The 23,215-nt window shown below is 73.6% G+C and carries 19 protein-coding genes and 2 pseudogenes; 10 read left to right on the plus strand and 11 right to left on the minus strand.

Translation table 11 applies throughout. The annotated features are described in order from the left end of the window. Nucleotides 1–2: 2 nt before the first annotated feature. The 3 genes from JD77_RS12825 to JD77_RS12835 all read left to right on the plus strand — a co-directional run bounded on the left by JD77_RS12825 (nt 3) and on the right by JD77_RS12835 (nt 1,936). Complete coding sequence (locus tag JD77_RS12825) at nt 3–809, plus strand: SDR family NAD(P)-dependent oxidoreductase (protein WP_145774606.1); 807 nt, start codon at nt 3–5, stop codon at nt 807–809. A 152-nt stretch (nt 810–961) separates the two neighbouring features. After that, nucleotides 962–1,501 (plus strand): orotate phosphoribosyltransferase, encoded by a 540-nt coding sequence (gene pyrE, locus JD77_RS12830; RefSeq protein WP_145774607.1) that lies wholly within the window; start codon nt 962–964, stop codon nt 1,499–1,501. A 57-nt stretch (nt 1,502–1,558) separates the two neighbouring features. Then, nucleotides 1,559–1,936 (plus strand): ArsR/SmtB family transcription factor, encoded by a 378-nt coding sequence (locus tag JD77_RS12835; RefSeq protein WP_145774608.1) that lies wholly within the window; start codon nt 1,559–1,561, stop codon nt 1,934–1,936. A gap of 209 nt (nt 1,937–2,145) precedes the next feature. Here the strand turns inward: JD77_RS12835 and JD77_RS12840 are convergent, their stop codons facing one another. The 5 genes from JD77_RS12840 to JD77_RS12860 form a co-directional block, all read right to left on the minus strand. After that, nucleotides 2,146–3,033 carry a DedA family protein gene (locus JD77_RS12840; RefSeq protein ID WP_145774609.1) on the minus strand — a complete coding sequence of 296 codons (888 nt, stop codon included), beginning with the start codon at nt 3,031–3,033 and terminating at the stop codon, nt 2,146–2,148. A 63-nt stretch (nt 3,034–3,096) separates the two neighbouring features. Beyond that, nucleotides 3,097–5,619, minus strand: a complete 2,523-nt coding sequence (locus tag JD77_RS12845) for a polynucleotide kinase-phosphatase (RefSeq protein WP_145774610.1) — start codon at nt 5,617–5,619, stop codon at nt 3,097–3,099. Then, the gene (locus JD77_RS12850; protein ID WP_145774611.1) at nt 5,616–7,076 is read right to left on the minus strand and encodes a 3' terminal RNA ribose 2'-O-methyltransferase Hen1; all 1,461 of its coding nucleotides are present in this window, start codon (nt 7,074–7,076) and stop codon (nt 5,616–5,618) included. The genes JD77_RS12845 and JD77_RS12850 overlap by 4 nt, the downstream gene beginning before the upstream one ends. A 154-nt stretch (nt 7,077–7,230) precedes the next feature. After that, nucleotides 7,231–8,802, minus strand: coding sequence for an LPXTG cell wall anchor domain-containing protein (locus tag JD77_RS12855; RefSeq protein WP_145774612.1), 1,572 nt, complete (start codon nt 8,800–8,802; stop codon nt 7,231–7,233). 381 nt (nt 8,803–9,183) lie between these two features. Continuing rightward, a complete protein-coding gene (locus tag JD77_RS12860) occupies nt 9,184–9,396 on the minus strand; it encodes a hypothetical protein (protein ID WP_145774613.1) in 213 nt (70 codons plus the stop codon). Between the two features lie 124 nt (nt 9,397–9,520). Here JD77_RS12860 and JD77_RS12865 point away from each other — a divergent pair, with 124 nt between their 5' ends. Both JD77_RS12865 and fbaA read left to right on the plus strand, forming a co-directional pair. Next, the gene (locus tag JD77_RS12865) at nt 9,521–9,913 is read left to right on the plus strand and encodes a phage holin family protein (protein WP_211372547.1); all 393 of its coding nucleotides are present in this window, start codon (nt 9,521–9,523) and stop codon (nt 9,911–9,913) included. Nucleotides 9,914–10,076: 163 nt separating this feature from the next. Next, entirely contained in the window at nt 10,077–11,099 is a 1,023-nt protein-coding gene (gene fbaA / locus JD77_RS12870) for a class II fructose-bisphosphate aldolase (RefSeq protein WP_145774614.1), read from the plus strand. Nucleotides 11,100–11,158: 59 nt separating this feature from the next. Here the strand turns inward: fbaA and JD77_RS12875 are convergent, their stop codons facing one another. Continuing rightward, entirely contained in the window at nt 11,159–12,367 is a 1,209-nt protein-coding gene (locus JD77_RS12875; RefSeq protein ID WP_211372548.1) for an SLOG cluster 4 domain-containing protein, read from the minus strand. A gap of 283 nt (nt 12,368–12,650) precedes the next feature. Here JD77_RS12875 and JD77_RS12880 point away from each other — a divergent pair, with 283 nt between their 5' ends. Continuing rightward, nucleotides 12,651–13,076, plus strand: a complete 426-nt coding sequence (locus JD77_RS12880) for a DUF3151 domain-containing protein (RefSeq protein WP_145774615.1) — start codon at nt 12,651–12,653, stop codon at nt 13,074–13,076. A gap of 61 nt (nt 13,077–13,137) precedes the next feature. On the opposite strand, the pseudogene JD77_RS12885 reads toward JD77_RS12880, so the two are convergent. Both JD77_RS12885 and JD77_RS12890 read right to left on the minus strand, forming a co-directional pair. Beyond that, nucleotides 13,138–14,211 (minus strand): annotated as a pseudogene (locus JD77_RS12885) (MinD/ParA family ATP-binding protein); the annotation flags it as partial. Nucleotides 14,212–15,568: 1,357 nt separating this feature from the next. After that, on the minus strand, nt 15,569–16,582 hold the full coding sequence (locus tag JD77_RS12890; protein WP_145774616.1) for a diacylglycerol kinase family protein: 1,014 nt from the start codon (nt 16,580–16,582) through the stop codon (nt 15,569–15,571). 120 nt (nt 16,583–16,702) lie between these two features. On the opposite strand from JD77_RS12890, the gene JD77_RS12895 reads away from it, so the two are divergent. From JD77_RS12895 to purD, 4 genes are all read left to right on the plus strand, one after another. Continuing rightward, nucleotides 16,703–17,992: an adenylosuccinate synthase gene (locus tag JD77_RS12895; RefSeq protein ID WP_145774617.1), complete on the plus strand. Its 1,290-nt coding sequence runs from the start codon at nt 16,703–16,705 to the stop codon at nt 17,990–17,992. A gap of 345 nt (nt 17,993–18,337) precedes the next feature. After that, the gene (locus tag JD77_RS33575; protein WP_246141271.1) at nt 18,338–18,565 is read left to right on the plus strand and encodes a type IV toxin-antitoxin system AbiEi family antitoxin domain-containing protein; all 228 of its coding nucleotides are present in this window, start codon (nt 18,338–18,340) and stop codon (nt 18,563–18,565) included. A 109-nt stretch (nt 18,566–18,674) separates the two neighbouring features. Next, entirely contained in the window at nt 18,675–19,232 is a 558-nt protein-coding gene (locus JD77_RS33580) for an endonuclease domain-containing protein (protein WP_246140649.1), read from the plus strand. Between the two features lie 222 nt (nt 19,233–19,454). Further along, nucleotides 19,455–20,708, plus strand: coding sequence for a phosphoribosylamine--glycine ligase (purD, locus tag JD77_RS12905; RefSeq protein ID WP_145774618.1), 1,254 nt, complete (start codon nt 19,455–19,457; stop codon nt 20,706–20,708). 57 nt (nt 20,709–20,765) lie between these two features. Here purD and JD77_RS12910 read toward each other — a convergent pair. The 3 genes and pseudogenes from JD77_RS12910 to JD77_RS12920 form a co-directional block, all read right to left on the minus strand. Next, nucleotides 20,766–21,164: pseudogene (locus JD77_RS12910) on the minus strand (AMP-binding enzyme); the annotation flags it as partial. A gap of 315 nt (nt 21,165–21,479) precedes the next feature. Then, nucleotides 21,480–22,694: an acyl-CoA dehydrogenase family protein gene (locus tag JD77_RS12915; protein WP_145774619.1), complete on the minus strand. Its 1,215-nt coding sequence runs from the start codon at nt 22,692–22,694 to the stop codon at nt 21,480–21,482. A 1-nt stretch (nt 22,695) separates the two neighbouring features. Next, a complete protein-coding gene (locus tag JD77_RS12920; RefSeq protein WP_145774620.1) occupies nt 22,696–23,148 on the minus strand; it encodes an SCP2 sterol-binding domain-containing protein in 453 nt (150 codons plus the stop codon). Between the last annotated feature and the right edge of the window lie 67 nt (nt 23,149–23,215).

Genomic DNA, 23,215 nt, shown 5'->3' on the forward strand with positions numbered 1-23,215 from the left:
CGGTGGCAGAGCAGGTACCCGCCGAGCGCCGCGCGCTGGTCACCGGGGCGACCAGCGGCATCGGCGCGGAGTTCGCCCGCCGGCTGGCCGCCGACGGATGGGCCCTCGTGCTGGTGGCCCGCGACGCCGCCCGGCTGGCCCAGGTCGCCGCCGAGCTGACCGACCAGCACGGTCACCTCGTCGAGGTCCTCCCGGCGGACCTGTCCACCGACGACGGTTGCGCCGCCGTGGAGTCCCGGCTGCGCGACGGCTCCCCGGTCGAGTTGCTGGTCAACAACGCCGGCATCAGCCTCAACCAGCCGTTCCTGCGCTCGTCCGTTTCGGACGAGGAGCGCCTGCTGCGGCTCAACGTGCACGCCGTGCTGCGGCTGACCCTGGCGGCGGTCGGCCCGATGACCCGGCGCGGGCACGGGGCAGTGATAAATGTCTCTTCGGTTGCGGGCTTCGCCCCGGTCATGCCCGGTTCGACGTACCCGGCGAGCAAGGCTTGGGTGACCGCCTTCAGCGAGTCCGTCGACCTCACCACTCGCCGCCGCGGGGTCCGGGTGATGGCGCTCTGCCCCGGCTACACCCGTACGGGTGCGCACGAGCGTGTCGGCATCGACACCTCCGCGATGCCGGGATTCCTGTGGCTGCAGCCGGCGCAGGTCGTCGACGAGGCCCTGCGTGACCTGGGAAAAGGCCGCTCGGTGAGCGTCCCCTCGGGGCGGTACAAGCTGGCCGTGGCCGGCATGCGGTACGCGCCCCGGAGTCTGCTGCGCCGGTTCGCCCGGGACACCCGCGGTCGCGGCGAGCGTCGTTCGGGCTGAGCTGCCGCACAGCATCGCGCCATCAGGCGGCCTCGGCCGCCCGCCGCGGTCGCACAGAGTAGCCGGACATCGCCACCCGTCGGTCGCCCGCAGGGCTGAGTGAGGTGGACCCGGCAGACGGCTTCCAGAGTTGCGGCGTACCCTCTATCGCCATGGAGGACCACGACGACCTGCGTAAATTCATCACCGACCTGGCCGTGGTCCACGGGCGGGTGGTGCTCTCCTCCGGCCGGGAGGCGGACTGGTACGTGGACCTGCGGCGCGTCACGCTCCATCACGGGGCGGCGCCGTTGGTCGGTCGGGCGCTGCTCGACCTGACCTCCGACTGGGAGTACGAGGCGGTCGGCGGTCTGACCCTGGGCGCCGACCCGGTGGCGCTCGCCATGCTGCACGCCGCGTCGGCGATCGATCGCCCGCTCGACGCGTTCGTGGTCCGCAAAGCGGGAAAGACACATGGACTGCAACGTCGCATCGAGGGACCTGACGTGGCCGGACGACGGGTATTGGCGGTCGAAGATACGTCTACGACGGGTGGCAGCGTGCTGACCGCGGTGGAGGCACTGCGTGAGGCCGGGGCCGAGGTCGTGGGCGTGGCGGTTATTGTTGATCGCGGCGCCGGGGACGCGGTACGAGCCGCCGGACTGCCCTATCGGGCGGCCTTTACGTTGGCTGACCTCGGCCTTGTGGCCTAAAAGTTTGCCGATTCGGATCTGCTGATATGCAGGCGGATCGATGCTGCTGGTGGAAGGATGGAATACGTGGGAACTGCGTTGGCTGAAATGACCATGCCTCAGATCTCGCCGCTTGCCGGCGAGCCGATCGAACGTGCCGACGCCGAGCGTCTGGCGGGGGTCCTCAAGGCCCTCGCCGATCCCGCCCGGCTGCGGCTGCTCAGCCTGATCCAGTCGGCCCCCGAGGGCGAGGCCTGCGTGTGCGACCTGACCGCACCGCTCGGCCTGTCCCAGCCGACGGTCAGCCACCATCTGCGTATCCTCACCGAGGCCGGCTTGCTGGAGCGGGAGAAGCGCGGTGTGTGGGCGTACTACCGGCTGGTGCCGACCGCGATCGCCACGATCGCGGATCTGCTGACCCCGCCGCGCAAGCGGGGCACCAAGAAGGCCCGCTGAGGCTCTGCGCCGAGCCGTCCCGTATGCGGGACGGTGCCGGGTGGCGTGTCAGGGGTGGCGCCACCGGGCGGTGACGCCTGCCCGTCACCAGCAGCTGTCTCTCCGAGTCGGCCGGAGCCTGCCCGGCCGCGGCACGACGACGGCCGGTCCCTTTGGCGGGGACCGGCCGTCGTCGTGCCGTTCGCCGGTTCCGACCCGTCGATACGGGGTCAGCGGCTCTCGCCCTGCTCCGGCCACCGCCCCCCGCCCTGCGGCGGGTACGGCGGCTGCTGCGGCTGCCCGTGCGGGTGCTGCTGGTACGGCTGCTGCGGCTGGTCGTTGCGTCGGTGCTCGGCGGCGTCCCGGACGGCCTCGGCAGCGCCGGCGGCCGTCGCCGCGGCGACCACCGTCACGGCCTCGCCCCGCTTGCGCGCGCGCCGGTCGCGGAGGAACTCGAAGAAGATCGGCAGCACCGAGATCACGATGATCACCGCCACCACCGGCAGGATGTACCGGTCGATCTTGTCGCCGATGGCGTTGTAGATCTGGTCGGCGAGCAGGTAGCCGATCAGCAGGATGCCGTCCACCCAGAGGATCGCGCCGACGACGTTCCAGAGGAGGAACTGCTTGGCCGGCATGCCGAGCACCCCGGCCACCGGGTTGAGGAAGGTGCGAACGATCGGGATGAACCGGGCAAGCACCACGGCCTTGGCCGGGCCGAACTTCTGGAAGTAGTACTCGGCCTTCTCCACGTACTCCCGCTTGAACAGCCGGGAGTTGGGCTTGTCGAACATCCGCCGGCCGTACCGGGCGCCGAGCCAGTGCCCGAGCTGGGCGCCGACGATCGCGCAGACCGGCCCGCCGATCAGCAGCCCGGCGAGCGAAATCCGGGTGCCGCTGCCGAAGATCGCGTCGGCCACCGGCGAGGCGGCGACGCCGGCCAGGAACAGCAGTGAGTCGCCCGGGAAGAAGAACCCGACCAGCAGACCCGTCTCCGCGAACAGGATCACCCAGACACCCACCAGCCCGAAGGTGTGAATCAGGTCCTTCGGGTCGAGGGGGTTCAGGGCGACGCTCTCGGAGACCACCCGGGCCTTCTCTGCTGTGTCCACGGCCACACAGGTTACCCAACCCGCCCGGGCCCCCGCGCCGGACCGGCCAGGGCCGGCGCGGGGGTGGGCTCAGAGCCGGGGGTCGACGGGCTCGGACTCGCAGGCCAGGATCGCGAAGACCAGCTCGTGGCGGCGCCAGAGCGGCGCGTCCGCCGCCAGCGCGTCCAGGGCGGCCAGCCCCAGGGCGTGCTCCCGCAGCGCCAGCCCCCGCTTGCGGCCGAGCGACCGTCGGCGCAGCGCGGCGAGCTGCTCCGGCTCGGTGTACCCCGGCCCGTAGATGATCCGCAGGTACTCCCGGCCCCGGCACTTGATCCCGGGCTGGAGCAGGGAGCCCCTCGGCGACCTGGCCGCCAGCCCGGCGTACGGCTTGACGACCATGCCCTCCCCGCCGGCGGCGGTGAGCGCCAGCCACCAGTCGGTGGCGGCGGCCTCGGCCGAGGGGTCGGCCAGGTCGACGACCTGCCGGCGGGTGGCGGTGAAGAATCCCGGGTCCGCCGCCCGCAGCCGGTCGGCCAGGTCGAGGTGCCAGCCGTGGTCCCGGTCGGCGTGACTGCCCCCCGCGCCCGCGAGCACCGCAAACGGGGCGAGGGTCACCCCGCGCAGCCCGTCGGTCGGCCCCACGTACGCCCGGTACGCCGCCGAGTACGCCTCGACGTCCGCGCGCCGCCCGGCCATCCGCTCCCGCAGGCCGGCCACCGGCAGGCCCCGGCCCGCCGCCGCGTCGAGCGTGGCGAGCGCCGCCGGCAGGGCGGCCCGCCCCGCCGCGCCGACGCTCGCGTACTGCTCGCGGATCAGCCCGCCCGCCTTCGCCGACCAGGGCAGCAGCTCGCAGTCGAGCAGCAGCCAGTCGGTGTCCAGCTCGGCCCACAGCCCTGCCGCGGTGACCGCCGCGCGGACCCGGGCCAGCAGTTCGTCGTCCAACGGCGGGCCGAAGAACGGCCGGCCCGTGCGGGTGTGCACCGCGCCGCCGCCGAACCTCCCGCCGGCCTCGTCGCGCTCGACCAGCACCACCGCCCGCGAGCCCATGTGCTTCTCCTCGCAGACCACCCGGTCGACGCCCGCCGCCCGGTAGTCGGCGAACGCCTGCGCCGGGTGCTCCAGGAACCCGTCGACGGTCGACGTCGAGCAGGGCGCCATCGTCGGCGGCAGCCAGACCAGCCGGGCCGGGTCGACGGCGAAGCGGCTCATCACCTCCAGCGCGGCGGCCGCGTTCTCGGCCGGCACGGTCAGCTTCCCGTACGCGTGCTCGACGTGCCGGCGCCCCGTGACGTCGCCCAGGTCCAGCACCGCGTCCGGGCGGGCCGGTGCCGACGCGACGAGCGGCCGGGCCGGGGCGTACCACTCCTTGACCGCCGGAACGGACACCAGCTCCCGCTCCGGGTAGCGCAGCGCCGTCAGCCGCCCGCCGAAGACGCAGCCGGTGTCGACGCAGATCGTGTTGTTCACCCACTCCGGCTCCGGCGTGGGCGTGTGCCCGTACACGACCATCGCGGAGCCGCGGTAGTCGCGCGCCCACGGGTAGCGCACCGGCAGGCCGTACTCGTCTGTCTCGCCCGTCGTCTCCCCGTACAGCGCGAACGACCGGACCCGTCCCGACGCGCGGCCGTGGTACTCCTCCTTCAGCCCGGCGTGCGCGACGACCAGCCGGCCGCCGTCGAGGACGAAGTGGCTGACCAGGCCGTCGACGAACGCGGCCACCTCCGCCACGAACTCCGCCGGCTCCGCCTCCAGCTGGGCCATCGTCTCGGCCAGGCCGTGGGTGAGCCGCACGTCCCGGCCCCGCAGCCTGCGCAGCAGCTTCTGCTCGTGGTTGCCCGGCACGCAGATCGCGTGGCCGGCCGCCACCATGCCCATCACCAGGCGGAGCACCCCGGGCGAGTCCGGGCCGCGGTCCACCAGGTCACCCACGAAGACGGCGGTACGACCAGCCGGGTGCACCGCGTCCACCGGGCGGCCCGCGTCGTCGCGGCGCAGCGACCAGCCCAGCCGCAGCAGCAGCGCCTCCAGTTCCTCGCGGCAGCCGTGCACGTCCCCGACGACGTCGAACGGCCCGGTCAGCTCGCGTCGGTCGTTGAACAGCCGCTCGTACCGGACCTCGGCGGCGTCGATCTCCTCGACGCCGCGCAGCACGTGCACCTTGCGGAAGCCCTCCCGGGCCAGCAGCCCGTACGACCGCCGCAGGTCCCGCTGCATCCGGGCGAGCACCTGCCGGCCGTGGGTGCGGTCGGCCCGGCCCTGCGTCCGCTCCCAGGCCAGCGCCTCCGGCACGTCGAGCACGATCGCCACCGGCAGGACGTCGTGCTCCCGGGCCACCCGCACCAGCCCGGCCCGGGCGTGCGGCTGGAGGTTGGTGGCGTCCACGACGGTGAGCCGGCCCCGCCGCAGCCGCAGCCCGGCGACGTGGTGCAGCGCGTCGAAGGCGTCCGAGGAGGCCGACTGGTCGTTCTCGTCGTCGGAGACCATCGCCCGGAAGACGTCGGAGGAGAGCACCTGGCTCGGCGCGAAGTGCCGCCGGGCGAAGGTGGACTTGCCGCAGCCGGAGACCCCGACCAGCGCCACCAGGGCCAGCTCGGGGATGTCGAGGGTGGTCATCGAATCGGCTCCTCCTTCCGGATCGTCGTTGTCTCCGTGCTGGTCAGCACCGCCAGCTGGGTCGGGCTGCCCACCTCGGGGTCGTCGTCGCCGACGCCCCGGATCTCCGCCGTGTAGCCGTACGCCGCGCCGACCCGGTCGACCCAGGCGGCGAACTCGGCCCGGGTCCACTCGAAGCGGTGGTCGGCGTGCCGGAACCGGCCCGCCCCCAGCCCCTCGTAGCGGACGTTGAACTCGGCGTTCGGCGTGGTCACGACCACCGTGGCCGGTCTGGCGTGGCCGAACACGGCGTCCTCCAGCGCCGGCAGGCGGGGCGGGTCGACGTGCTCGATCACCTCCATCAGCACGGCCGCGTCGTACCCGCGCAGGCGGTCGTCCCGGTAGGTCAGCGCCGACTGCCACAGCCGGATCCGGTCCCGCTGCCGCTGCGGCAGCCGGTCCAGCCGCAACCGGTGGGCCGCGATGGCGAGGGCACGGGTGGAGACGTCGGTGCCGACGATCTCGGCGTACCGGCGGTCGCCGACCAGGGCGGAGAGCAGCGCCCCGCCGCCGCAGCCGAGGTCCAGCACCCGGGTCGCCCCGCTGGCAGCCAGCGCGGCGAGCGCCGCCTCCCGGCGGCGTACCGCGAGCGACGGACGGTGCGGGGTGGCCTCGTCCTCCTCGCCGGCCACGCTGTCGGCGGGCGGCTCGTCGGCCAGCCGCTGCTCGGCGAGGCGGGCCAGGGCCTCGCCGGCCAGGGCGCGCCGGTGGGCCAGGTAGCGGCGGGTGATGGTGCCCCGCTCCGGGTGGTCGGCGAGCCAGCCCGCGCCCGCCCGGAGCAGCTTGTCGATCTCGTCGGGCGCCACCCAGTAGTGCTTCGCGTCGTCGAGCACCGGCAGCAGCACGTACAGGTGGTTGAGGGCGTCGGAGAGCCGCAGCGTGCCGGTCAGCGTCAGGTCGACGTACCGGCTGTCGCCCCACTCCGGGTGCGCCTCGTCCAGCGTGATCGGGGTGGCCGTCACCGTCCAGCCCAGCGGGGCGAACACCCGCGCGGCCAGGTCGGCGCCGCCCCGGCAACGCAGCACCGGCACCCGCACCTCCAGCGGGATCGGGCGGGCCGCCAGCTCGGGACGGTCGCGGGACTCCCCGCGCAGGGCCGAGCGGAACACCCTGCCCAGCGCCGAGGAGAGCAGGCTCGACGCGGCGTACGGGCGGTCGTTGACGTACTGGCCGAGGGTGAAGGCGTCCGGGGTGCTCGCCTGCGCCTTCGCGCCTCCCCGCCCGCGCCCGCCGGCCAGCCGCAGGGGATCGACCTCCACCAGGAGGGCCGCCGTGCAGCGATGCTCGTTCGCCTCGGGGTAGAGCACGTGGGCGGCGCCGGCGGGCAGGTCGAAGCTCTGCACCCGGTCGGGATGCTTGACCAACAGGTAGCCGAGGTCGGTCGCCGGGTGGTGCGTGGTGGTGAGGGTGAGCAGCACGTCTCGATGGTGTCAGGTTTGTCGATCTTATGTCCTCCAGTTCCGCTCCCGTCCGGGTGCCGCGCTGCTCGGTGGGATGCCGGATACGGCGGTGCCCCGCCGACCGGGATGGTCGGCGGGGCACCTGTGTCGTTGCTGGTTGCCTCGGCTCCTGTCAGGCGACGAAGCGGGTCCGGCGGCGCTTGGCCACCAGGTAGCCGCCGACGCCGGCCACGAGCAGCAGGGCGCCGATGCCGGCGACCAGGCCGATGGAGGTGCCGGTGATCGGCAGGGTCCCGCCGTCGTCGTCACCGTCTCCGCCGCCCTGGCCGCCGTCGCCGGCGGCCGCGTTGACCAGGATCTTCGCGGTGTCGTTGGCCGGCTTGAGGTCCTTGTAGAAGCCGCCGTCGCACTCGCACGGCACGTTGACCTTGACGAGGCCGGTGGCGTTGGCGATCACCTTGTCGATGCGCAGGCGGAACTCGCCGGTCAACTCCTCGCCGGCCGGGGCGATCGGGCCCGGGTAGCACCGGTACTCGCGCCCACCCGGCTTACCGGGCTCGTCCCAGTCGTTGGCGTTGCCCTTGCGGGGAGCGCACTCGAAGGGAACCTCGACGGCCGTGGTGCCGGTCGGCACCGTGACGTCCACGTAGGTGACATCCATGTCGGTACGGAGGTAGTCGAGGGTGGCCGGGCCGTTGTTGCGGAAGCCGACGGTGGCGGCGACGACGTCGCCCGCCTTGCCGGTGAGCTTGGCGCCGATCGCCTCGAGGTCCGCACCGTTGTCGCCCGAGACCGTGATCTGCCACTCGGTGAAGTTGTTGGTCGGGTCGGTGTCCGTCTGCGCGGCCCGGGTCACCTTCGTCGGGGCGTCGCGCAGGGTCAGCTTGGGCCCGCTGCCGCGCTTGGCCGCCCGGGCGCCGGCCTCCTCGCGCACGTCGAACAGGTCCTCGAAGTCGCCGTACGTCAGGAAGCGGGCGTTGCCGTACTCGTGCCCGGGGGCGTACGTGTCCTTGCCGAGCTGGAAGTTCAGCGTCGCGGTGCGCCCCTCGCCGGCCGGGATCTCTTCGTCCAACAGGCAGGCGATGAGGTGGTCCTCGACGTAGAAGCAGTTGCTGAACCGATCCTTGGTGCGGATCGAGTAGTCGAGGTCGAACCAGGCGACCACGTCCTTGACGGGCTTCTCGCCGACGTTCACCACGGTCAGCGGCGCCTCGAACGCCCCGCCGGGCTTGACGGTGAACTCCGTGTTCGGCCCGCCCGCCAGGTCGACGCCCTCGCCGATCCGGATCCGTGAGGTGTAGCTGCCCCGCCCCTTGCCGGCGACCTGGAGGCTGATCTTGAGGTCACCGGAGTCGTCGACCGCCGCCTTGTCCGTGGGGACGATGGTCACGTCCTCGGTCCAGGTGCCGTTGAGGTCGTCGACCGAGACGGGAAAGTGCTCCTTGCAGAGCAGCACGCCCTCTTCCGGGGTGGTGCAGTCGCCGTGCTGCGCGGCAATGGTGACCTTGCCAACGAGCGAGCGGTAGTCGTACCGCACGGCGACGTCGTGCAGCACGGTCGGACGGTCGCTGAACAGGTGCAGCGCGTCGGACTTGCCCGGCGAGCCCGGAGCCAGGGTCATGTTCTGGAAGTAGAGCTCGACCTGGGCCGCGGGTGCGGCCACGGCGGGGGTGGCGGAGGCGGCGACGAACGCGCCTGCGACGCCGAGCCCGGCCAGCCAGCGCCGGGTGGAGTGCTTGAGCATGAGGGGAATCCTCCCGTGGGGGATCAGGGTGGAGCCCGTGGATCTTAAGGATCTTTTAAGTCCGCAGGTCAACCCGATCCGTCGATCCCATCGGGAATGGGCCGAACGGTTGATCACATCTGGCGTAAGGTTCGACCGCCCTGTCCACCCGGAGTGATCCCGGCGCCACTGTCCATCGCCCCATCGGCACGTCGTTCACCACAGCCGGAGTGCGGCCACGTTCGTCGCAACGATCCGCCCGTCCGATTCCGTCATCACAGGCAGGACAGCGGGAGGTGCAGTGACCTGCGAGGAGTTCGCCGACTCGCGGCTGGCCGCGCTGCGCCAGGACCGGCTCGCCGAGTGGACCGCCGCCCACCCCGAGCACGTCACCGTCCCGCGTCAGCGGTAGTCGTCCTCGTCGGCCGCCACCACCCGGGCCTGCTCCATGGCGTCCCAGTCGGCGACCTCCAGGCCCCGGCTCGGCTCGGGCTCGCCGTCGGCCGGGTCGGCCGACATGGCCTGCTCGACGGCGTCGGCCGGGGGCGCCTCCGGGTCCCGCTCCTCGGGAGCGAGGTGGTCGCTCGGGGCGAAGTCCTCTTCGGGCTGAGCCATCGTCCCTCCCGGTGGATCGGCGGAAACCTACCCACACCGTACGGGGTGCGCGGGGTCCACGCTCGTCGGCGGCGGAAGCCCAGTCGCCCGAATCGCCCCTCCGGACCCGATCCGCGGTGCCAGGATGGGTGCCGTGGGCTTCCTGATCCGGCTGGCGATCACCGCGGTCGCGCTGTGGATCGCCACGTTGGTGGTGCCCGGCGTCCACGTGACCGCCCGGACCGGGGGCGACACGGCGCTGACCCTCGTCGTGGTGGCACTGATCTTCGGCGTGGTCAACGCCGTGCTCAAGCCCGTGATCAGGGTGGTGGGCTGCGCCTTCTACCTGCTGACCCTGGGGTTGTTCGCCCTGGTGGTCAACGCGCTGCTGTTCCTGCTCACCGGCTGGATCGCCCGCGAGCTGGACCTACCGTTCCGGGTGGACGGTTTCTGGGCCGCCTTCTGGGGCGCCGTCGTGGTGGCGGTGGTGAGCTGGCTGATCAGCGTGGTGATCCCGGACGGCCGGAGGGAGCGGTGAGCTCCGCGACCGGCGCGTCCGCCGCGCGGGGCGTACGGGAAGGGTCGGTTGTGCCGGCGGGCGGCTGCTACGGGATACTGCCGGCGGAGGACAGCGCGGTCCGGCGCACCACGGAAGACAGCGGCCAGTACGGCCGAGAGCGGTAAGTAAGGAGCGTTCGACAATGCCCATCGCTTCCCCCGAGGCTTACGCCGAGATGCTGGACCGGGCCAAGGCCGGCCGGTTCGCGTACCCCGCGATCAACGTGACCTCCTCCCAGACCCTCAATGCGGCGCTGAAGGGCTTCGCCGACGCGGAGAGCGACGGCATCATCCAGGTCTCCACCGGCGGCGCCGAGTACCTGTCCGGCCCGTCGGTCAAGGACATGGTCACCGGCTCGGTGGCGTTCGCCGCGTACGCCCACGAGGTCGCCAAGAACTACCCGGTCAACATCGCCCTGCACACCGACCACTGCCCGAAGGACAAGCTGGACAAGTTCGTCCGGCCGCTGATGGGGATCTCGCAGGAGCGCGTCAAGCGCGGCGAGGAGCCGCTGTTCCAGTCGCACATGTGGGACGGCTCCGCGGTGCCGGTGGCGGAGAACCTGGAGATCGCCGAGCAGCTCCTCGGCGAGGCCGCCAAGGGCAAGATCGTCCTCGAGATCGAGGTCGGTGTCGTCGGCGGTGAGGAGGACGGCGTCGAGAACGCCATCAACGAGAAGCTCTACACCACCGTCGAGGACGGCCTCGCCATGGTGGAGGCGCTCGGCCTGGGCGAGAAGGGCCGCTACATGGCGGCGCTGACCTTTGGCAACGTGCACGGCGTCTACAAGCCGGGCAACGTCAAGCTCCGCCCCCAGGTGCTCCACGACATCCAGGTGGCGGTCGGCGCCAAGTACGGCAAGGAGAAGCCGCTCAGCCTGGTCTTCCACGGCGGCTCCGGCTCGCTGCTCTCCGAGATCCGGGAGGCGCTGGACTACGGCGTGGTGAAGATGAACATCGACACCGACACCCAGTACTGCTTCACCCGCCCCGTCGCGGACCACATGTTCCGCAACTATGACGGCGTGCTCAAGGTCGACGGCGAGGTCGGCAACAAGAAGATGTACGACCCGCGCGTCTGGGGCAAGGCCGCCGAGGCCGGCATGGCCGCCCGCATCGTGGAGGCCTGCGAGGCGCTGCGCTCCACGGGCACCAAGATGAAGTAGGGACGTCCGCGACGGCGGCCGGCACCCGGGGCGGGTGCCGGCCGCTTTCCGTAGCGGGCTCAGCCGGCCGTCAGCAGCCGGATCGCCTCGTTCACGTCGTCGGTGAGGTGCACGCTGCCGGACAGGTCGCCGAACGGCGAGGCGGCCAGCAGCGGGCGCAGCAGCGACTCGACCGGCAGCTCCCGCGTCCAGTACGCCCGGTCCAGGAAGACGTACGCGCCGCTCGCCCCGTCCGTGCCGTAGTACGTCTTCGTGGCCGCCTGGAACACCTCCTGCACCGTGCCCGCCCGGCCGGGCGCGAAGACGATCCCGCCCCGGGCCAGCCGCAGGATGGTGTCCTCGCGGATCGCGTTCGAGAAGTACTTGGCGATCCGCCCGGCGAACAGGTTCGCCGGCTCGTGGCCGTACAGCCAGGTGGGGATCGCGAGCCCGCCGGTGCGCGCCCAGTCCAGGTCCTCGCCGCGCTGGCGGGGCACCGTCGACGGCGGAGCCCACCGGGCCCGGACCTCCAGCGCGGCAGCCGTGTAGCGCTCGTGGTCGGTGAAGTCCGGCGCGGTCGCCAGCAGGTCGATCGCCGCCGTGAGCTCCTCCGCCGGCCGGGTCGACAGGTACGCCCCGAGGTTCGCCGCCTCCATCACGCCAGGCCCGCCGCCGGTCACCACCAGCCGATCGGCCCGGGCCAGCTCCCAACCCAGCACCGCGGCCATCCGGTACGGCACGCTGCCGCGCGGCACCGCGTGCCCGCCCATCACGCCCACCACCGACTGCGGCCCGCGCGCGGCGAGCCAGGCGCGGGTGGCGTCGACGAGCGCGTTGTCGACACCGTGGTCGTGCAGCCGCTGGCCGAGCGCCTCCCGGACGTCCGGCAGCGCCCCGCCGTGCGCCCGGAAATGGTCGTAGACCCGGGTGTCGTACATGGCGGCGAAGCCGCCCTCGGCGAAGCCGGCGGCCAGGTCGTCCGGGGTGTAGAGGTGCGACGGCTGGGTCGGGTAGGGCAGCCCGGAGAACGGCGGCACCACGTTCGCGCCGCGCCGGACCAGGTCCGCGCCGATCTCCCGGGAGGCGAACCGGCAGCCGACGAAGAGGGTGCCGGTCACCTCCGTCCGGGTCAGGTCGGGGACCGGGTCGAGGTCGAGGCGCAGGCCCTGGACGGTCAGCCCGGCCAGGGTGCCGGTCGTCAACCGCCGGTCGAACGCGTCGCGGGTCTCGACCTCGAGGGTGCTGGTGTCGTGCGGCTCGATGACGTCCGCAGGAGGTGGGGTCGGCACCACGCCATCCTGCCCGCCCGGGGCAACCCGCCAAACCGCCTCCGGGCCCCCCGGCGATCGGAGCCGGACCGACAGGAGCCCGGCGGCCAGGCCGCCGGGCTCCTGCGTAACCGGGTCCTGGGGAGGCTCCGGACCAATAGTTGTAGTGGAAACCACCGCCGGGCGGCATGGGCCGCAGGTCCGGCGGCTGGAGCCGCAGGCGTGACCAACGCCTCAGCCGTTCAGCCAGGCGGGTCCGCCGACCCCCTCGCGCGCCGGATCTGGAAGCGGGTTGAATGGGACGATGCAGAACCTGTTGCCCGAGCCGCCGGCCACCCATCTGCCGGATCACGCCGATGCCGACGCCGCGCTCGCCGCCGCCGAGGCCGGCGGCGATCAGGCGTACGAGGCGGTCGCCGCCCGCTTCCCGACCTACAGCGCGGCCTGGGGTGCGCTCGCGAGTCGGGCCCTGGCCGCCGGCCAGGTCGTCCCGGCGTACGCGTACGCCCGGACCGGGTACCACCGCGGCCTCGACCAGCTGCGCCGCACCGGCTGGAAGGGGCACGGCCCGGTGCCCTGGTCCCACGCGCCCAACCAGGGCTTCCTCCGCTGCCTGTACGTGCTCTCCCGGGCCGCGGGCGAGATCGGCGAGGCGGACGAGGCCGCCCGCTGCGCCCAGTTCCTGCGGGACTGCGACCCGGCCGCCGCCGACGCGCTGGCCAGCAACTGACCTTCCCTGCTGACCGGCCACGGCCGGCCCGACAAGCTCGTCGGGCCGGCCGTGACGCTGCTCAGAGGCCCTCGGCCACCGCTGCCGCGATCTTCAGCCAGGCGTCCCTGGTGGCCGAGGAGAGCTGCCCGTACCGGATCGGCTCGCCCGTGTCGATCAACCGCTCGTACGGCGCCAGCAGCACCGCCCGGGTCCGGGCGGCGAAGTGGTTCTGGATGGCCGGCAGGTCGATCTCCTTACGCGACGGTGGCATGGACACCACCGTCACCGCCTGCCGGACCAGCCGCTGCCGGCCGCTCTGCTCCAGGTGGTCCAGCATCCGGGCGGCGGTCTCCGCCGAGTCGTTCCGGGCCGACATGGTGACCACCAACTGGTCGGTGGCGTCCATCGCGGCCTGCCAGTTCTGCGCCCGGACGTTGTTGCCCGTGTCCACGAAGATCAGTTTGTAGAACCGGCTGACCACCTCCCGGAGCTCGGCGAACGCCGAGGCCGTGAGCATTTCCCCGCCCGTCGCCGACTCGTCCGAGGCGAGCACGTCGAACATCCCCTCGCCCTGCGAGCGGACATACTGCGACAGGTCGCCGACCCGCCCGTGCGCGCCCTGAAACTGGCCCAGGTCGCGCAGCAGGTCGCGCACCGTACGGGAGTGGAAGTCCTGCTGGGCACGCATCCCGAGGGTGCCCTGGGTCTCGTTGTTGTCCCAGGCGAGCACGTAGCCGCCGCGCTTCTGGCCGAACGTCATGGCCAGCAGCAGGATCGCCACCGTCTTGCCGGCGCCGCCCTTCGGGTTGACCACGGTCACCTGGCGCAGTCCGCCGAAGTTGCGGCGCACCATCTCGATGTCGCGGCGCATCTCCTGCTCGTGCCGCCCCGGCGGGAGCCGGACCAGACCCGTCCGGTTCACCACCGCCCGTACCCCCGTCGTGGCCAGCGGCTCGGCCGGCCGCGCCTGCCGGCGCCGGGCGAAGTCCTCCGCGGTCGGCGGGGCCTGCGCGCCCGGGGCCCAGGCCGGGTCCGGGTAGCCCGGCGGCACCCGGGTCACCCCGTCCGCCTCCTGGTACGGCGGCTGCGGCGCCGGCGGCTGGCCCTGCTGCGGCCAGGCCGGCGGGTACCAGCCCGGCGTCGCGGGCTGGGCTGCCTCGCTCTCGCCGGGTTGGGCCGGGCCGGGACGCCACCCGACCGGCGGGCCGCCCGTGTACCCGGGCGCGTACGGGTCGACCGGCGCCCCCGCGGCGTGCGGGTGCGGGGCCGGCGGCCCGGGCGGGTTCATCACCGGCGGGAACGGTCCGGGCGGAGGCGGCGAGGCCTGCTGCCCGAGGGCCTCGACCGGCTGCCTACGCGCCTCGGCCGGCGGAACGGCTGCCTCGACGGCTGCCTCGGTCGGCGGGACGGCTGCCTTGACGGCTGCCTCGGCCGGCGGGACGGCTGCCTCGGTCGGCCGGCTGGCCTGCGGCGGCGGCTCCGCCGCCCACAACGCCTCCGGCCCGCCGTCCCCGGACGGGCCCGCCTCCGGGCTGGCGGCCGGGGACGGGCTGACCGGCTCCGCGCCGCGGTTCGCAAACGGCCTCGCCTCGGGCCCGCGGTTCGCCGACGGGCTGACCGGCTCCGGGCCGCCGTTCGCGGTCCGCTGCGGCGGCAGCGCCCACGGCGACTCGCCGGGCCCCGCCCGCCGCCGTCCGTCCCGCCCGTCCCTGCCGGCGGGTGCGCGTCGGCCGGAGGGTCCGCCACGGCCCGGTCCGGCTCGGCCGGCCCGTGCACCGCCACGCGGACCGGCTCTGCCTCCGCGACCTGCCCGTGCGCTCCCGCACGGTCCGCCTCGGCCGGCGCGTCCTCCACCGCCCGGCGCCCCTCGACGGTCGTCCGGCCGGCGTCGGCCAGCGCCCGTCCGCCGTCGGCGGCGCCGCCCACCGGTCCGCCGTTGGCGGCGCCGCTCGCCGGTCCGCCGGCCGCGGACGCCTCGGCGGGCGGTACGGCGGCGACCGGCCCGTCCATCGTGAAGGGAAGGTTCAGATCCACCGGCGCCGGTTGGGCGACGCCCTGCGCCGCAACGCCGGGCTGGTGCGGCCGGTGCGGCGCGTACCCACTGCGCGGGTCGAGCGACGGGTACATCTGCGCGCCCAGGCTCGGGTAAGCGCTCTGCGGGTCGATCGCGCCCGCGTACGCGTTCGGCGGCTCGGCGTACCCGTTCCCGGCGGCGTGCGGCGGCGGGACGGTGGCCGGCGGGCGACCCGTCTCCGCCCAGGGCGGCGGGGCGGGGTCGGCCGGCCCGGGATCGGTCGGGTCCGGTCGCCACAGCGGTTCGATGTCCCGCTCCGGCGCCGGCTGCTGGCCGGGTACGTGGACCCGGTCGACGTTCTCGTCCACGGCGGTTCCTTCCCATTCCTCCTGCCGAGGATAGGCCCCCGCGGCCGAACCGCCCGGCTGTCGACGTCGATCTTCGCCGGCCCAGTCAGCGCGTCTCCTTCGCCGCGCCCGCCCGGCTGCCCGCGGGGTCAGGCCGTCCAGACCGCCCAGGCGCCCGGTTCGACCCACCAGGACCGCTTGCGGCTCAGCTCACCCTCAACCCCGTCGTCGAGGTACGGCACCCGCTCGTCGCGCGGGATGACCGCGACCGCGCGTCCCCGGGCCCGGCGCACCTCGAAACGCACCCGCTTCCTGCCGAGCACGGAGCGGGTGACGACGGGCAGAGCCACCGCGACCTCCACCACACCGTCGGCCGGGTCGGCGGCGGCGAGCAGCGGCAGCCCGTCGAGCTGGGCGTACCCGCCCGCGTTACCGACCGCGCAGGCCAGTAGCGGGTCGTCGCCGTCCGAGAGCACCGCGTCGTCGACCTCCACCCGCCCCCGCCAGTGCAGCGGCCGGCCGGCCTCGTCGGTCGCGCCGAGCAGCGCGCCGTCCAGGGTCACCGAGCCGCCGTCGTTGCGCAGCAGGTCGAGCCGGCGCGGGGTGCCGTCGAGCACCGCGGCGGCCACCGTCGCCGGGTCGCGCGGCAACCCGAGCTGCGCGGCCAGGTCCCGCTGCCCGCCGCCCCGGGCGGGGTCGAGCGGGAGTACGCCCACGGGCGGCAGGTCCGGCACCGTACGGTTGCCCGGCAGGTCGTCGGGTCGGCGGCTGGGCGGCGGAGCGTACCGGCGGACGAGCCGGCGCAGGACGGCGCGCAACTGGGCGTCGCTGGCCGTGGCGACGACCAGCCGGGTCTTGGAGTCCGGATCGGGCCAGGTGAGGCCGTCGGGGCGGGGCGGGGCGTCGAGCCGGGCCAGCACCTCGTCGATCTCGGCGTCGGAGCGGGCGGTGACCGTCTCGACCCGGGCGCCCCGGGCGGTGAGCGCGTCCGCGCAGGCCAGCACCGGTACCCGGGGGGTCTCGCAGCGCTCCTCCGCCGTCCCGGCGCCGGTGGTCTTCCCGGGGTCCTCCGGCGCGCCGCCGCAGCAGGCTCCGCCGCTGCCGCAGCCCCCACCGGGAGCGTCGCGCTCCGAGCCGAGGGTGAGCAGCACCACGTCGTACACGAAGCCTCCTGCCTCCCGGCACGACCCCTGCCGGCCGCGCCGTCACTACTTGTTAGCCTGACACCCCGGGCTCGCTGACCGGTCGCCACCTGGCACCCGAGCCTTCGGGAGGCGGTGGAGATGCCAGCGATCGTGCTCCTCGGCGCCCAGTGGGGCGATGAGGGCAAGGGCAAGGTTACCGACCTGCTCGGCGAGCGGGTCGACTACGTCGTGCGCTACTCCGGCGGTAACAACGCCGGCCACACGGTGATCACACCGGACGGGCAGAAGTACGCCCTGCACCTCATGCCATCGGGCGCGCTCTCGCCCAGCGCGATGATCGTCATCGGCAACGGCGTGGTGGTCGACCCGAAGGTGCTGCTGACCGAGATCGACGGGCTCGCCGAGCGCGGGGTCGACGTGTCCCGCCTGCGGATCTCCGGGGACGCGCACCTGATCATGCCGCACCACCGGGCGCTGGACCGGGTGGTCGAGCGCTACCTCGGCTCGTCCCGGATCGGCACCACCGGCCGGGGCATCGGCCCCGCGTACGGGGACAAGGTCGCCCGGATGGGCATCCGGCTGCAGGACCTGCTCGACCCGGGCATCCTGCGCAAGAAGCTGGAACTCGCGCTGCGCGAGAAGAACCAGATCCTGTTCAAGGTCTACAACCGCAAGGCGATCGACGTCGACGCGACCGTCGAGGAGTACCTGGGGTACGCGGAGCGGCTCCGGCCGTACATCGCGGAGACCCGGGTCATGCTCTGGGACGCCCTGGACCGCGGCGAGACGGTGCTGCTGGAGGGCGCCCAGGCCACCATGCTCGACATGGACCACGGCACCTACCCCTTCGTCACGTCGTCGAACCCGACGGCCGGCGGGGCGTGCGTGGGCGCCGGCATCCCGCCGACGGCGATCGGCAGGGTGATCGCGGTGAGCAAGGCGTACACGACGCGGGTCGGCTCCGGCCCGTTCCCCACCGAACTGTTCGACGACAACGGCCAGCACCTGCGCAAGGTCGGCCACGAGTACGGCACCACCACCGGCCGGGAGCGCCGGTGCGGCTGGTTCGACGCGGTCGTCGCCCGGTACGCCTGCCGCCTGAACGGGGTCACGGACCTGGTAGTCACGAAGCTGGACGTGCTGACCGGCATGCCCAAGGTGCCGATCTGCGTCGGGTACGAGATCAACGGCGAGCGCTTCGACGACATGCCGATGACGCAGACCGACTTCCACCACGCCAAGCCGATCTACGAGGAACTGGACGGCTGGTGGGAGGACATCACGCAGGCCCGTACGGAGGCGGAACTCCCCGAGAACGCGCGGCGCTACATCGCCCGGATCGAGGAGCTGTGCGGCACGAGGGTCAGCGTGGTCGGCGTCGGCCCGGGCCGCGAGGAAAACGTCACCCGCCACCCCCTCCTCCCCTAACTGCCCCCACCCCCATCCCCCATCCCCCACCCCCCACCCCGCCCGCACGCTCCCCGCCCCGCCCCCGCCTCGCCCAGCTCGCCCCGGCAGGCCGGCTCGCTCCGGCCTGCCGGCTCGCTCCGGCCTGCCGGCTCGCCCCGGTGATCAAGAGGAATGTGTCAGGAGACGGGCTGCTGATGACGCAAATCTCTTGATCGCCGAGGGTTGGTCATCGGGGGCTGGGGGAGGCGGCCGGTTTTCCACACGGTTATCCACAGGGGTCGAGTCGGGTCGGCTTGCTGGGGCAGTTTGGGGCATGTGACGTCTCTCGAACTCCTCTGGCGGATCGCCGCCAGGCAGGACGGAATGGTCACCACGGCCCAGGCGCTGGCTGCCGGGCTGACGAGGGACCAGGTCCGCCACCTGTGGCGTTCCGGCCGATGGACGCGAATCGCGCGCGGGTGCTTCGTCCCGGTCGGGACCAGCACCGAGGGGGCCCTCGGCGACGGGCTGGGCCTCACCCCGGCCGGCATGCGGAGGGCCCGGATCCGAGCCGCCGTCGCGTGCCTTCGCCGTTCTCGACACGGCGCTTGAGCTGCACCGCGTCAACGGGCTGCCCCGGAGTCCGACGATTCATGTCTCCGTGCCGGTGACCCGCCCACGGCCGCAGCGACTCGGCGATCCTTCGATCGTCGTCCACCAGTTGACGACGACGCCCGGCGAGATCGTGGACGTGGCCGGCGTCCCTGCCACGTCGCTGCTGCGTACGGTGACCGACGTGATCCTTCGCCAGGGCCGGTATCCGGCCGTGGCGGTGCTCGACTCAGCGCTGAACCGCGGGCTCCTGACCGACGAGGACGTGGCGGCGCTCCCGGCGCTGATCCGCGGTCGGCGGGGCGCGGTGGCCGCGCGTACGTACCTCGCCGAGGTGGACGGTCGGGCGCAGTCGCCGCTGGAGACACGGGCGCGCCTGCGGTGCGTCGACGGTGGCGTCCCGCCGGACGAGCTTCAGTTGGAGGTCCGCGACGAGGAGGGGCGCCTGCTGGGCATCGGCGACCTGGGCTGGCGCGCGGCGAGGCTGATCGCCGAGGCCGACGGCAGTGATCCGCACGCCGCGCCGGATGCCCTCTTCGCCGACCGCCGTCGCCAGAACCGACTGGTCAACGCGGGTTGGCGGATTCTCCGCTTCACCTGGGCCGACACCCTCTGCCCGGACTACATCCCCCGGACCGTCCGCCACGCCATGTCCACCTACCCGTGACGCCCCCACCCTCCAACCCGGCGGCGGACGGCGTGGGCGCGGCGGTGAACCGCGTCGATCAAGAGGTTTGCGTCGGATTCGGAGCTCCACGCCGACGCAAACCTCTTGATCGACGGCGCGGTGCCGGCCCGCCGGCCCGCTGGCCCGCCGGCCCGCCGGCCCGCTGGCCCGCGGGGGGCGCTGGCGTGGGGGTGGCGGGTGGGGTGGGTAGAGTTGGGCAGCGTGCGGGTACTTCTTCTGGGTGGTGGGGGGCGCGAGCATGCGCTTGCCCTCGGGTTGGCCGCTGATTCCGGCGTCGAGGCGCTGATCGCCGCGCCCGGAAACCCCGGCATCGCCGGCGTGGCCGAGTTGCGGCAGGTCGATCCCGCCGACCCGGCCGCCGTCGCCGCGCTGGCCGTGGAGACCGCCGCCGACCTGGTCGTGGTCGGCCCGGAGGCGCCGCTGGTGGCCGGGGTCGCCGACGCCGTACGGGCCAAGGGGATCGCGGTGTTCGGGCCGTCTGCCGAGGCGGCCCGGCTGGAGGGCTCGAAGGCGTTCGCCAAGGACGTGATGACCGCCGCGGGCGTGCCGACCGCCCGCGCGTACACCTGCGCAGACGAGGCGGCCACCGCCGCCGCGCTGGACGAGTTCGGGCCGCCGTACGTGGTGAAGAACGACGGGCTGGCCGCCGGCAAGGGGGTCGTCGTCACCGACGACCGGGCGGCCGCCGAGCGGCACGCCCGCGAGTGCGGTCGGGTGGTGATCGAGGAGTACCTGGCCGGACCGGAGGTCTCCCTCTTCGTCGTGACCGACGGCGAGGCGGCGGTGCCGCTGCTGCCGGCGCAGGACTTCAAGCGGGTCGGTGACGGCGACTCCGGCCCGAACACCGGCGGGATGGGGGCGTACGCGCCGCTGCCCTGGGCCCCGCCCGGCCTGGTCGACGAGGTGATGCGGGACGTCGTCCACCCGACCCTGGCCGAGATGCGCCGCCGAGGCACCCCGTTCGCCGGGCTGCTCTACGTCGGGCTGGCGATCACGGCCGCCGGCCCCCGGGTGATCGAGTTCAACGCCCGCTTCGGCGACCCGGAGACCCAGGTCGTCCTCGCGCTGCTGGAGACACCGCTCGCCGGCCTGCTGCACGCCGCGGCGACGGGCACCCTCGCGGGGCACCCGCCGCTGCGCTGGCGCGACGGCGCGGCGGTGACCGTGGTGCTGGCCGCCGAGAACTACCCGGCCGCCCCGCGCACCGGGGACGTGATCACCGGCGCCGACCGCGCGGGCGTCATCCACGCCGGCACCATCCGAAGGGCGGCCGACGGCGCGCTGCTCTCCGCCGGCGGCCGGGTTCTCTGCGCCACGGCCACCGGCCCCACCCTGGCGGCCGCGCGCGACGCCGCGTACGCGCTGGTGGGCGGCATCGACCTGGCCGGCTCGCACCATCGCACGGACATCGCCGCCGCGGCGGTCGAGGGGCGGATCACGCTCCCGGTGAGCTGACCGCGCCGCCATCAGCGGGACCCCCGAGGAGCCGGGCCGGTCGGGAACGGTCGAGGGTCAGCCGTAGTAGCGGCGCAGCTCGCGGGTCAGCACCTTGCCGGTGGCGTTGCGGGGCAGGTACTTGACGAAGATCACGTCCCGGGGCACCGAGAACCGGGCCAGGTAGTGCCGGACGTATTCCCGGACCGCCTCCGGGTCGAGCGTCTCGCCGGGACGCAGGGCGAGGAACGCGGCGAGCCGCTGGCCGTACTCCGCGTCCGGTACGCCGATCACGGCCGCCTCCCGGACCTGGGGCAGCCGGGCGATCAGGTCCTCCACCTCGGACGGGAAGACGTTCTCCCCGCCCGAGACGATCATGTCGTCGGCCCGGCCGTCGACGAAGAGCAGGCCGTCCGGGTCGAGCCGGCCGACGTCGCCGGTGTCCAGCAGCCCGTCGCGGGACTCGCGCCCGGCACCCGGCGCCCCGCTCGTCGACGACGGCGATGCGGCCCGGGTCCAGGGCGGCGGCCTGGCGCAGCTCGCCGGCGAGGCTCCAGCCCCACCGGCGCAGCGCGTTGAGCTGGGAGACGACCCGGACCGGGCGGCCCGGGGCGAGCAGCCCGCGCCGGGTCAGTGTGGCGACGGTGAACGGCAGCTCCAGCCGGGCCTCCTTCGATGCTGAACGGAGGGCCCCCGGTCGGGGACTTTTTCGCCGGGCGTTCCTTCGATCATGCGTCGTGGGCGCGGGTGCCGCTCGGTGGGCGGCGCGGCCGGTGCCGGGCGGTGGCGCGGTCAGCGGACATGGACGCCGGAGATGGCCCGCGAGATGACCAGCCGCTGGATCTCGGATGTGCCCTCGAAGATGGTGTAGATCTTGGCGTCCCGGTACCAGCGTTCGACCGGGTGGTCCCGCAGGAAGCCGGCCCCGCCGAGCAGCTGCACCGCCTTCCCGGTGACCGACACGGCAACCTCGCCGGCCTTCAGCTTGGACATCGAGCCCTCGCCCGCGGTGAACGGGCGGTTGTTGCGGCCCATCCAGGATGCCCGCCAGACCAGCAGCCGGGCGGCGTCGATCTCCGTCTTCATGTCGGCCAGCGCGAACGCGACCGCCTGGTTCTCGATGATCGGCCGGCCGAACTGGACCCGGTCCTTCGCGTAGTCCAGCGCGTACTCGTAGGCGGCCCGGGCCACGCCGAGCGCCTGCGCGCCGACGGTGGGCCGGGACAGCTCGAAGGTGCGCATCGCGGCCTGCCCGGCGGACCGCTGCCCGGAACGGGCCCGGTCGAGGCGTTCCAGCAGGGCGTCCCGCCCGCCGAGCAGGCAGCGCCCCGGCACCCGCACGTCGTCGAGGAAGACGTCCGCCGTGTGCGAGGCCCGCAGGCCCAGCTTGCGCAGCTTCCGGGTCGCGCTCAACCCGGGGGTCCCCGGGGGTACGACGAACGCGGCCTGCCCGCGTGAGCCCAGCTCGGGGTCGACCGAGGCGGTGACCACGTGCACCCCGGCGATGCCGCCGTTGGTGGCGTACGCCTTCTGCCCGTTCAGCACCCACTCGTCGGTGGCCTCGTCGTAGACGGCCCGGGTACGCATTGCGCCGACGTCCGAGCCGGCCTCCGGCTCGGTGGTGCAGAACGCGGCGACGGCCGGCTCGTCGGCCGAGCCGAAGCACTGCGGGACCCACTCGACGAGTTGGTCGGGGGTGCCCGCGCCGTAGATGGCGGCCACCGCGAGCGAGGTGCCGAAGATGCTCAGGCCGATGCCCGCGTCACCCCAGAAGAGCTCCTCGTTGGCGATCGGCAGGGACAGCCCGGTGGGGTCGGCCCAGCAGGTGGCGAGGAACTCGAAGCCGTACAGGCCGACCTTCGCCGCCTCCTGGATGACGGGCCAGGGAGTCTCCTCCCGCGCGTCCCATTCGGCCGCGGCGGGGCGCACGACCTCGGTGGCGAAGCCGTGCACCCAGTCCCGCAGGTCCCGCTGTTCCCCGTTCAGGTCGAGCGAGAACTCGGCCATGTCAGGCCTTGGGGATGTCGAACAGGTTGGCGATGTTGGCGGCGAGGCCCAGGTCGCCCTTTGCCTTCAGCTTGCCGGTCATGAACATCATGACCGGGTTGCCGCCGCCGGAGACGACCTTCAGGAACTCGACCGGGCCCATGGTGAGGCTCAGCTTCGGGTCGTGCTGCGGGGTCTCGTTGACCGCGCACGCGCCGTCGGCGATGACGACCTCGTACGTGTCGGTGCCGCCGTCCGGGCGGCCGGTGATGTTCCAGTGGATCACGGCGTTGGTGGAGCCCGCCCGGTCGGCGCGGAACAGCGACGGCATCCGGCCGAAGACCTCGTCCAGGATCTTGCCGCGCAGGTCGCCGGACATCACCTCGGCGACCTTGTCGTCGGGGGTGGACTTGACCAGCTGCGCGAACTCCTTCGGGCCCACGTTGGCGAAGTCGGCCGGGTCGAAGTCAGTCATGGGGTTACCTTCCGGGCGAGACAGTGGTTACTCTCGCGTAACCTTACGCACGGGTAGGTATGCTTGC

This window comes from Micromonospora olivasterospora, from assembly GCF_007830265.1.
Lineage (GTDB): Bacteria > Actinomycetota > Actinomycetes > Mycobacteriales > Micromonosporaceae > Micromonospora > Micromonospora olivasterospora.